The 8286-nt window shown below is 64.0% G+C and carries 8 protein-coding genes and 1 pseudogene; 3 read left to right on the top strand and 6 right to left on the bottom strand.

Going from position 1 to position 8286, the window contains the following annotated elements:
• Positions 1-519: LysE family translocator (locus EH240_RS36180; RefSeq protein WP_148101169.1), on the bottom strand; the 519-nt coding region annotated here is incomplete at its 3' end.
• 210 nt (positions 520-729) lie between these two features.
• On the opposite strand from EH240_RS36180, the gene recQ reads away from it, so the two are divergent.
• A complete protein-coding gene (recQ, locus tag EH240_RS36175) occupies positions 730-2571 on the top strand; it encodes a DNA helicase RecQ (protein WP_125007130.1) in 1842 nt (613 codons plus the stop codon).
• Positions 2572-2601: 30 nt separating this feature from the next.
• Here the strand turns inward: recQ and EH240_RS39520 are convergent, their stop codons facing one another.
• Positions 2602-3591 (bottom strand): DUF1186 domain-containing protein, encoded by a 990-nt coding sequence (locus tag EH240_RS39520; RefSeq protein WP_245436696.1) that lies wholly within the window; start codon positions 3589-3591, stop codon positions 2602-2604.
• 72 nt (positions 3592-3663) lie between these two features.
• On the opposite strand from EH240_RS39520, the gene EH240_RS39515 reads away from it, so the two are divergent.
• On the top strand, positions 3664-3897 hold the full coding sequence (locus EH240_RS39515) for a hypothetical protein (RefSeq protein WP_125007129.1): 234 nt from the start codon (positions 3664-3666) through the stop codon (positions 3895-3897).
• A 238-nt stretch (positions 3898-4135) separates the two neighbouring features.
• On the opposite strand, the gene EH240_RS36160 is transcribed toward EH240_RS39515, so the two are convergent.
• From EH240_RS36160 to EH240_RS36145, 4 genes and pseudogenes are all read right to left on the bottom strand, one after another.
• A complete protein-coding gene (locus EH240_RS36160; RefSeq protein WP_125007128.1) occupies positions 4136-4588 on the bottom strand; it encodes a cupin domain-containing protein in 453 nt (150 codons plus the stop codon).
• Positions 4585-5214 carry a TetR/AcrR family transcriptional regulator gene (locus EH240_RS36155; protein ID WP_125007127.1) on the bottom strand — a complete coding sequence of 210 codons (630 nt, stop codon included), beginning with the start codon at positions 5212-5214 and terminating at the stop codon, positions 4585-4587. The genes EH240_RS36160 and EH240_RS36155 overlap by 4 nt, the downstream gene beginning before the upstream one ends.
• Before the next feature lie 364 nt (positions 5215-5578).
• A pseudogene (locus EH240_RS36150) lies at positions 5579-5953 on the bottom strand (peptidoglycan-binding domain-containing protein); the annotation flags it as partial.
• A gap of 12 nt (positions 5954-5965) precedes the next feature.
• Positions 5966-7171: a caspase family protein gene (locus EH240_RS36145; protein ID WP_125007125.1), complete on the bottom strand. Its 1206-nt coding sequence runs from the start codon at positions 7169-7171 to the stop codon at positions 5966-5968.
• Positions 7172-7516: 345 nt separating this feature from the next.
• Between EH240_RS36145 and EH240_RS36140 the strand changes: the two genes are divergently transcribed.
• Complete coding sequence (locus EH240_RS36140; RefSeq protein WP_125007124.1) at positions 7517-8233, top strand: sulfotransferase family protein; 717 nt, start codon at positions 7517-7519, stop codon at positions 8231-8233.
• Positions 8234-8286: the final 53 nt, after the last annotated feature.

The raw sequence follows: 8286 nt of genomic DNA, 5'->3' as shown, positions 1-8286 counted from the left end.
ACCTCCGGCCGAGACGGCGAAGACCACCGTGCTGAAGAGGCCGAGAAGGACAAAGACGGCGCCGAGGACCGTCAATTGAAGCACGACCGATCCGTTTTCCGGACGCACGAACTGGGGCAGGAAGGCGAGGAAGAACAGCGCCGTCTTCGGGTTCAGCACTTCGGTCAATATGGCCTGGCGGAACGCCTTGCCCGCCGGCACGGCCAAGGCGTTGCCCGCGAGATCGCCCGGCGCCTTCTCAAGGATGGCGCGGATGCCGAGGTAAACGAGATAGGCCGCGCCGATATATTTGATGACGGAAAACAGCATCGCCGAGGTGGCGACGATGGCCGAGATGCCGAAGATCGCCATGGCGGTGTGGACGACGTCGCCCGCCGCGACGCCGGCCCCGGTGGCGATGCCGACCCTGGTTCCCGAGCTGGTCGCCCGCGCCACGGTAAGCAGTGTGGCTGGCCCCGGAATGAAGACGAAGCCAAGCACGATCGCGACGTAGGTCGCCAATGTGGCCAGGTCGATCATTGCCGGGTTCCTCCGCTACAGGTTGGGACAACAAGCCATCCTTTGCGCGGAAAGGCAATGCGATGGCGGCGCGCCTGCGGCGCAAGGCCAGCAAAACGGCGGACAAGCGTGGGTGCGGTGGCATTCGGGCAATCCCGGCCTTAAGAACGTGGCCTCAGCCGAATCCGGGAATCACTCTCAATGCAAAATTCGATGGCGGGGCGGAAATCGATGGCGGGCATTCCGGCGGAGGAACGCGATCCGAAGCGGCGCGTCCTGAAGGACGTGTTCGGCTTCGACGATTTCCGTCCCGGCCAGGCCGACGTGATGGAGGCGCTGCTCTGCGGCCGCCACGTACTGGCCGTCATGCCGACCGGCGCCGGCAAGTCGCTCTGCTACCAGGTTCCGGCGCTGGTCCTGGGCGGGCTCACCATCGTCGTCTCGCCGCTGGTGGCGCTGATGCAGGATCAGGTCGCGGCGCTGCGGCTTGCCGGCGTCGCCGCCGACACGATCAATTCCTCGCTCGACCGCGACGCCAATGTCGCGGCGTGGCGTCGGGTCGCGGCGGGCCAGACCCGTCTGCTCTACCTTGCGCCGGAACGGCTGATGACCGAACGAATGCTCGACGCGCTCGCCAGGCTCGACATACGCCTGATCGCCGTCGACGAGGCGCATTGCATCTCGCAATGGGGGCCGGCCTTCCGGCGCGAATATGAGGACCTTGCGCGGCTGCGCGACATCTTTGCGAAAGTGCCGATCATCGCGCTGACGGCGACGGCGGACGAGACGACGCGCACCGACATTTCGGCGCGGCTGTTTGCCGGTCGCGTCGACACGCTGGTGCTTGGTTTCGACAGGCCGAACATCAAGCTCGCCATCGAGCCGAAGCAGGACAGCAAGCGCCAGCTGCTGCGCTTCGTCGAGCGCCATTCGGGGCGCAGCGGCATCGTCTACTGCCTGTCGCGCAGGAAGACGGAGGAGATGGCGGCCTTCCTCGAGCAAAACGGCGTCACCGCGCTCGCCTATCATGCCGGCATGAGCAAGGACGCGCGTGAAGCGAATCAAAACGCCTTCATGACGCTCTCCGGCGTCGTCATGGTGGCGACGATCGCCTTCGGCATGGGCATCGACAAGCCGGACGTGGCCTATGTCTTCCACACCGATCTGCCGGCGAGCCTCGATGCCTACTACCAGGAAATCGGCCGCGCCGGCCGCGACGGCCGGCCGGCGGAGGCGCATATGCTGTACGGCCTCGGCGATATCCGCACGCGCCGCCTGTTCATCGATGACGAAGATGCCTCGCCCGAGCACAGGCGGCGCTCGCATGGCCGGCTGGACACCTTGATCGGCTATTGCGAGACGGCGCAGTGCCGCCGCCAGGTTCTGCTCGGCTATTTTGGCGAAAGCGCTTCGCCCTGCGGCAACTGCGACAACTGCCTCAACCAGGCGCCGCGCGCGGACGGAAGCGCGGAGGCGCGCATCATCCTTTCGGCCGTCGCGCAAACTGGCGAGCGCTTCGGCGCCTCCCATGTCATCGACGTCCTGCTCGGCCACGCGAGCGAGAAGGTGCTGGCCAGGGGCCATCAAAGGCTTGCCAGCTTCGGCATCGGCGCGGCGCATAAGAGACCTGCCTGGCTGTCGCTGATCCGCCAACTCGTGGCGGGTGGGTTCCTGATGCCGGATCCGGACGGCTATGGCAGCCTTGCCATTTCCGAAAGCGGCCGCGCCATCGGCCGCGGCGAGATTGCGTTCGAATACCGCATCGAGACGAGGCACCGTTCCCTGCGCAACAAGGCGCGTTCGGCCCAGGGTGAAGCCGCGGCGGGCGCGGAGGATCTGGACGGCGGGCTGCTCGCCGCGCTCAAGGCGCTGCGGTTGCGCCTGGCGAAGGAACGCCAGGTGCCGGCCTATGTCGTCTTCTCCGACCGCACGCTGATCGACATGGCCGGGCGCCGCCCGCGCGACCTCGATGCCTTCGCGCAAGTGAACGGTGTCGGCGAGGCCAAGCTCAAGGAGTTCGGAGAGATTTTCTTGAGCGCGATCGCGGTGCATCAATCCGGCGGATCAGGTTGAGGCAGAATCGGCCGGCGCGTCACGCTCGTCCTATTGCTGGTTGGCCAGGCAGCATTTCTTGAATTTCTTGCCGCTTCCACACGGGCAAGGATCGTTGCGCCCAACGTTGCGCCAGGGGTTTGTGACCGGCGTGATGTCCGACCAGGTCGGGTCCGGCCATGAGGGTTGCCAGCCGTCGTCGGCGTCAAGCTCGAAATCGTCCTCGTCAAGCTCGAAGTCGTCGTCCTCGCCAACGCCGCGAGTCCAGTCCAGCGCCACGAGGACATCCTCGATGTAACTCAGATTGGCGCGGTCGAACCGGCCGATGTCGCCGGGTTCCCGCTCGGCGTCCCGCAGGTCGTCCTCGAAATGGCTGCGATCAAGGACATCTTCCGGTATACGGCCCTCGTCCCAGGCGCTGTAGGCAAGCGGAACGAGGTCTCGCAGAGCGAGCATCGCGATCGCCTCCAGCCAGCCGACCCAGGCGTAATCCCAGTCGTCAGCCAGCCTCTCCTTGTAGAATCGCTCCAGGAACTGCTGTGTCCGGTCGCGTTCGATACGACCTTCCCAGGTCAAAAAGGTCACTGCTCCAAAGACCGCGTCGCGGATGAATTCGTCGATGGAGCGGTCGGCGATGATGCCGAACAGGGCCTCGGCGTCGCCGTCGAAGACGCCCGCGACGATGCGCGACAAGGTTTCGGTGACAGTATCGCCAAGCAGCCGGTCGGTTTCCTCGAAGGGGCGGCGCAACAAGCGCAGCAAGGGCTGGCATGCTTGGCTGTCGCGGGCACCGCCGAGGATATGAAGGCCTCTGAAAACCAGCATTTCGTCCTCGTCCGACAGCGCCTCTCCATTGGCAGCGCGCTCAAGGACGGCGCGCAACGGGGGAGCGGATTCCTCGATCCGGATTGTGCAGAGCCCAATCGCGACGTTCGGCACTTCGCGTTCCGTCGCCACGGCAAAAAGGTAATCTTCTATCGGGCCAAGGTCGAAATCGTCCCTGCCGCCGCCGAAGAGCTTTTCGGCTTCTTCCTTCTTCATGTCATCCTCGTGCGCCCACCGCTACCTAATCTATGGCGGATTATTCGCCTTGCAAACGATCATCCAGGGCGGATGCGTTGGTTCCACAATTTCGACGGCGCGCTCCGTGCTTCCGAAGACAAGGACGCCGCGCGGCGGCCGATAGTGGGGTTCCGCCGTACGATAGCGGCGGAAGAGGACATTGTCGGCATTGCCGAGCAGGGTATCCGCCCGTTCGGCCCTGTGAACGGCGTCGGCGAGGCCAAGCTCAAGGAGTTCGGCGAGATTTTCTTGAGCGCGATCGCGGCGCGCCAATCCGGGACTTAGCTCTTTGCCATCCGCTGCTGCGACGTTGCCGCCTGCAGGGAAGCACTTTGCTTTCCCCTGCAGGCTGACGCATCGTCTGCCCCGCTCTTCCCGTCGGGCGACGCTAGAGCGGTTCACCTGTTTCACGGAAACGCAGAACCGATCTATCTCCTTGTTTTTACGCAATTCCGGACGGAAAACAGTTTCACACTTTTCCTGGAATTGCTCTAGCCCGAAAGCCGTGACACCAGGCGGCAGCTCAGGCCGCCACGGGCAGCGCCTCGATACCATGGCGCTGCATGGCGGCGCCGATGCGGGCAAAGTCGGGCTGGGCCTGCGGCTCGACCGTGCCGATGTCGCGGAAGAAGGCGATCATGGACGGCTCGACGAGCACCAGCATCCGCACCGGGCGGCCGCTGTCGTTGGAGTAATTATGCGGCGCCCTCGGGCCGATGCGCACCGAAGTGCCGGGACCTGCGACGGTCATTTCGGGCGGGCCGCCCGCGACGAAGTGTCGGACGGTCAGCGTGCCTTCCAGCACATAGAACAGTTCGGGCGAAGCATGGCTGTGCGGCGGAGTGCCGGAACCTGGCGGGACCTCGACCTCAATGAGTTCAAGGCTGGAACCCGCGATGCCGCCGAGCAGGCGGATGCGGTCGGCGACGACCCAGAGTGTCTGGGCGGCCTCGGGAGTGGTGACGTTGAAGTTCATGGCTTGTCTCTTTGGTTTGTAGCTTCCGCTGGTGAATGACCCGGGGTGACTGCGGACAGGATCACCTCGAGCGCCCAGGATGCGGTCTCGCCGGCCTGGACGCCGGTGAGACCGCCATAGTCCTTCAGGATCTCCCATGCGGAGGCCGAGAAGAGCAGATGAGCCAGCGCCTCGACCTTCTCCGCTTCGGCGGGCTGAAGAGAGGAAATAGCGGGAGCGAGCGCGCGCCTGAAATTGGCGCGGCGGCTTGCCACTGTGCCCATGCGCATCTCGCGGCCAGTCCGCGAATGGAGCGATGAGCGGATCGCTGCTTCGTGCATGTCGAACCTCGGGAAGGCCAGGCGGGGCCCGTCGACGACGTCCTTAGGGATCCTCGGCATCGTCGAGGCTCCTATCCGGGCGTTCAGCCAGGGCCAAAAGGCAGCCAGCAGGTCGTCTTTTGTGGCGAAGTGGCGGAACACAGTGCGACGCTGCACCCCAGCCTTCTGGGCGATTGCCTCCATGCTGATCTCGTCTTCGGCGCTGGCCGAATCCATGAGCTCAAACAGGGCGCAAAGGATCGCCTCATGCGTTTCACGCGCTTTCTCTTCGCGCATGGGGCTGTTGTAGCTGCGGACGCGCGGCACGTTGGTTGCTCCAATTGGTGACACCGCATGTGTCATGAAAATCGGCGGCTGTCAATTGATGTCACTGTTGGTGTCTTTAATCGACATTGACGGGCGTCGTGCTCCCTCGGATCGAGCTTGCTTGCCTACGATCCTATCGTGACTGGATGAGCGCTGCTGCCGAAGGAGCGGCAGCATCGGTCGGACGCCGACTCGGGCCAGCCGATCGTCCTCGATCCTTCGCGCAGTGAAAGTGTCGGCGAAGCCAAGCTCACTGAACTCGTCAAGATGTTTTCGAGCATGATCGCGGCATACGAGACTGGAGTCTGATGCCGACGGCAGTGGTGGGCCGCGGAGCTCGATAACGCGCCCTGTCGGCGAGCATTCAATAATGCGCGTAGCCGCTCAAAGGACATCTCTGGGAGGCGGGGACTTCGAAGGTGCCGTCGATGCCGCTGCAGGTGCGGAACCCGGACTTTCGTGCCGCCTTTGATTTCGGTGCCGGTCTGGGATTGGCCGCTTCGCGTTGCTGTTCACGTCTCGGCTTCGCACGGACGGCGGGCTGCGGGTTCTGTTTCTTTTGCGAGGCAGCACTTTCCTGTTTGTTTGCTTCCGTCGCCCGCTGGGCGCGGTAGCTCTTCAGCGGGTCGTCCGTGTCGAGTTTCAGGCGAGCATATTGCTTTGGCGTAAGATAGGTGGTCGGGGGCAACCGGTTTTCCTCCTGCCACCGGCCGATGGCGCGGCGCGTCTTGATGCCGAAGTCGCCGTCGGCCTAGTCCAGGTCGTAACCGATCGCCAGCAGCCTTTCCTGCAGATCGATCTTTCCCTGACGATCAAGCCCGATCGCGCTTTCCGTCAGTTCGGTTCCGGCGTCGGTTTCCGGATTGCCGGCCGCGGCCGGCGCCGCGGTGGCCGATCGCGACGCGTCGCTTTGCGTGTTGGCGACAACGGCCGTCGGCTTCTTGAGCTGATCGATGTTGAGGCGGGCGAGATCGGCGAACGCTCCCTTGGGAAATTGCTGCAGATAGGCCTCGTAATGCGCAAGCGTGTTGCGCTTCGAGGCCTCGTCCCACACGCGCTGCTCGATTTCCCATCCGCGCGCGTCTGAGCTTGGGGGCGAGCTTGAGGGCTCGGCCAGGGTCTCCGTGACCGACGGTTGCGGAGCAGGCGCGGCCGGTGGCGGCGCTTGCGGGCCGATAAAGACCTCGCGGCCGAGCGACGCATTGTGCCAGGGCCGCTGGCGCCCGTCCGTCTCGGCCGTCACTTCACCGCGAACCCGGGTCAGCGCGCTCTGGATCTCCACGCCCGGCTCGGCGAGATGCTTGGCCAGCGACATCGTGTAGGGGCTGTTGGCGCCATTGCCGTCATAGGACACGGCTCCGGGATCGGTCGCAAAGGCGATCAGCACGCCGCCGGTGCCGACATCCGCCGTGACGTCGATGGGCGCTAGGCCCGGCGCGGCGGTCGAGCGGCTCTTCGGCAACGAGGCCGCCAGGGTCCTCGCCAGCGGATTGTCGCGGCAGGCATCGAGGATGACGATGCCGACGGCCGGGTCCGGCGGGAGAGCGGCGAGCAGCTCGTCGATCTGGATGGTGCGGGTCTTGAGATGCGCCGGCGCCGTGAGCTCCGCATCGACGGGGATCAGATAATTCTTGCCGTTCACTTGCAAGCCGTGGCCGGCGTAGTAGATCAGCGCCGTATCCGCGTCGTACGAACCCTCGGTGAACTTGTTCAGCCGGTCACGCATCCCGGTATAGTCGAGATCGACGCCTTCGATGACATTGAACCCCGCCTTGCGCAAAACTTCGGCCATCAGGCGCGCGTCGCCGGCGGGATTGGGAAGGGCCGGCGCGTAGACATACTTGCTGTTGCCGATGACTAGGGCGACCCGATTTTTATCGGCGGCAAGGGCGCCTGCCTGCAGCAGATCGGCTGCGGCCAGGAAGAACAAACCAACAATGGCGGCCCAGAACCTCATCGCGCGCACTCTCGATCAAGTTGCGGCTTTGCCTGCTCGTTCCAGTCGCAATTTCATGCGGGGGAAGTCCCTTCCATGAAATACATAACACATCAGCGCCGCCGAATGCGTAACCCGTCGCGCTTTGAGCCGTTGCCGGTTGGCGATCCCCGACAGATTGCCCGGCGAGCCGGCTCGGCGAGAAACTCTCTGAAGGCAGCAAGTTCGCCAACGAACGCCGGAGCTGAAGGCGTAGCTGCTGTCCCCAAATCCCGCGCCGGGTCATCGCCGACCCTGTGGAAACATTCCCTATTGCAATGCCTCAAAAGAAGAGGTTCGATTAAGTGTCCGGGAGAGACGCAATAAGTGAACAGGGGTGTGGTACGGCTTATTCCAAAGCCGAAAGCTTCGATATTTATCTGTGGTTGTGGCCATACCGGCTCGACCTTGCTTGCCCGGATATTGGCCGCCCATCCCGATGTTTTCAGCGTCCCGCGGGAGACAAGCGCTTTTGTCTCGGACAAAGGCGCCAGATGGACCAAGCTAAGCTTGCTTTTGCTGGAGGCGGCCATTTCGCGCCGGAGCGTTTGGGTCGAAAAAACCCCCGCCCATATCCACTACACCCGTCAGATACTCGAGACGATCCCGGGCGCCCGCTTCATCGTCGTTACGCGCGATGGCCGGGATATCGTTACATCGCTTGGGCAGCGTTACGAGGGCGATTTCGACAGAGCTTTCCAAAGGTGGGTTGCCGACAGCAAGGCCTCGATGCTTTGTGTCGAGGAGGGCGGAAGCATGCTGTGGCGCTACGAGGACTTCATCGAGTCGCCTGCGCTTTCCATCGAACGGCTATGCCGCTTCATCGGCGTGGCTTTCGACCCGGCCGTCCTGGACTATCACCGGCATCCTATCGTCTGGGGACGGAGAATTCGGACGGCGCATTCGGCCCGCCGATTTGCGCAGGTCAATCAACCGATCACCGACTACAGGGGCGGCTGGAAATCGACGCTGCCCGCGGAAGTCGCCTCGCGTTTCGAGGCGGGTGAGGCCCAAGAGCTCATGGCCTATTTCGGATATTGCTGAGAGCGGCCCTTTGTGCGGAGGGTTGGGCTTGTCCTGCGAAGCGCGCAGCGCGT

Source organism: Mesorhizobium tamadayense (assembly GCF_003863365.1).
GTDB classification, from domain to species: domain Bacteria; phylum Pseudomonadota; class Alphaproteobacteria; order Rhizobiales; family Rhizobiaceae; genus Mesorhizobium; species Mesorhizobium tamadayense.
Note: the sequence above shows the minus strand (reverse complement) of the source record. Positions and strands in the feature narration are given on the sequence as shown.